The following is a 500-nucleotide window of genomic DNA, read 5'->3' on the forward strand; positions in this document are numbered from 1 at the left end:
TGAAGTCAGCGCTCACGCCTTCACCCTCAAACCAGCTATCCCAGGCCTCCCCGGCTGGCGATATAACCCGGGTACGACCAATGGCCACGATGTCGACTCGCTTTACACCTTCTGGCAGAGCCAACGCTTTGGGCAGTCGAACCGCCTGGCTTCGATTACTCTGAAAGACTGCGCCTTGTTCCATGATCAGACTCCTGTGCCAGGACCATCGGGAGATACCGTACATGGAACTCATGTTAGCCAACGCAATGGATATGTCAAAGGGATATACACCCTAATGAGCCTACCCAATCCTGTAGCTGGCGATGCACTTCCTCCATGGGCAGATAGGCCTGCTCCATGCTGATCTCTGAGTCAGTGCATCTTGTAAACCGTGTTTACTCGAACGTTGCCGCCTAAACGTTTACTGTTGGGAACGAGCCACATGATAACGATTGATGGCACTCAGCACGCCTTTCATGGAGGCGCTGGTGATGCTCTGGTCACTGCCGACGCCAAAC

At 54.0% G+C, this 500-nt stretch carries 1 protein-coding gene; it reads right to left on the reverse strand.

What is annotated here, in order from left to right; genetic code table 11:
• Positions 1-184 (reverse strand): type II toxin-antitoxin system VapB family antitoxin (gene vapB, locus ACFFGH_RS34475; RefSeq protein WP_386677498.1); only part of this gene is annotated, 184 nt, incomplete at its 3' end.
• Positions 185-500 lie beyond the last annotated feature (316 nt).

This window comes from Lysobacter korlensis (genome assembly GCF_042434515.1).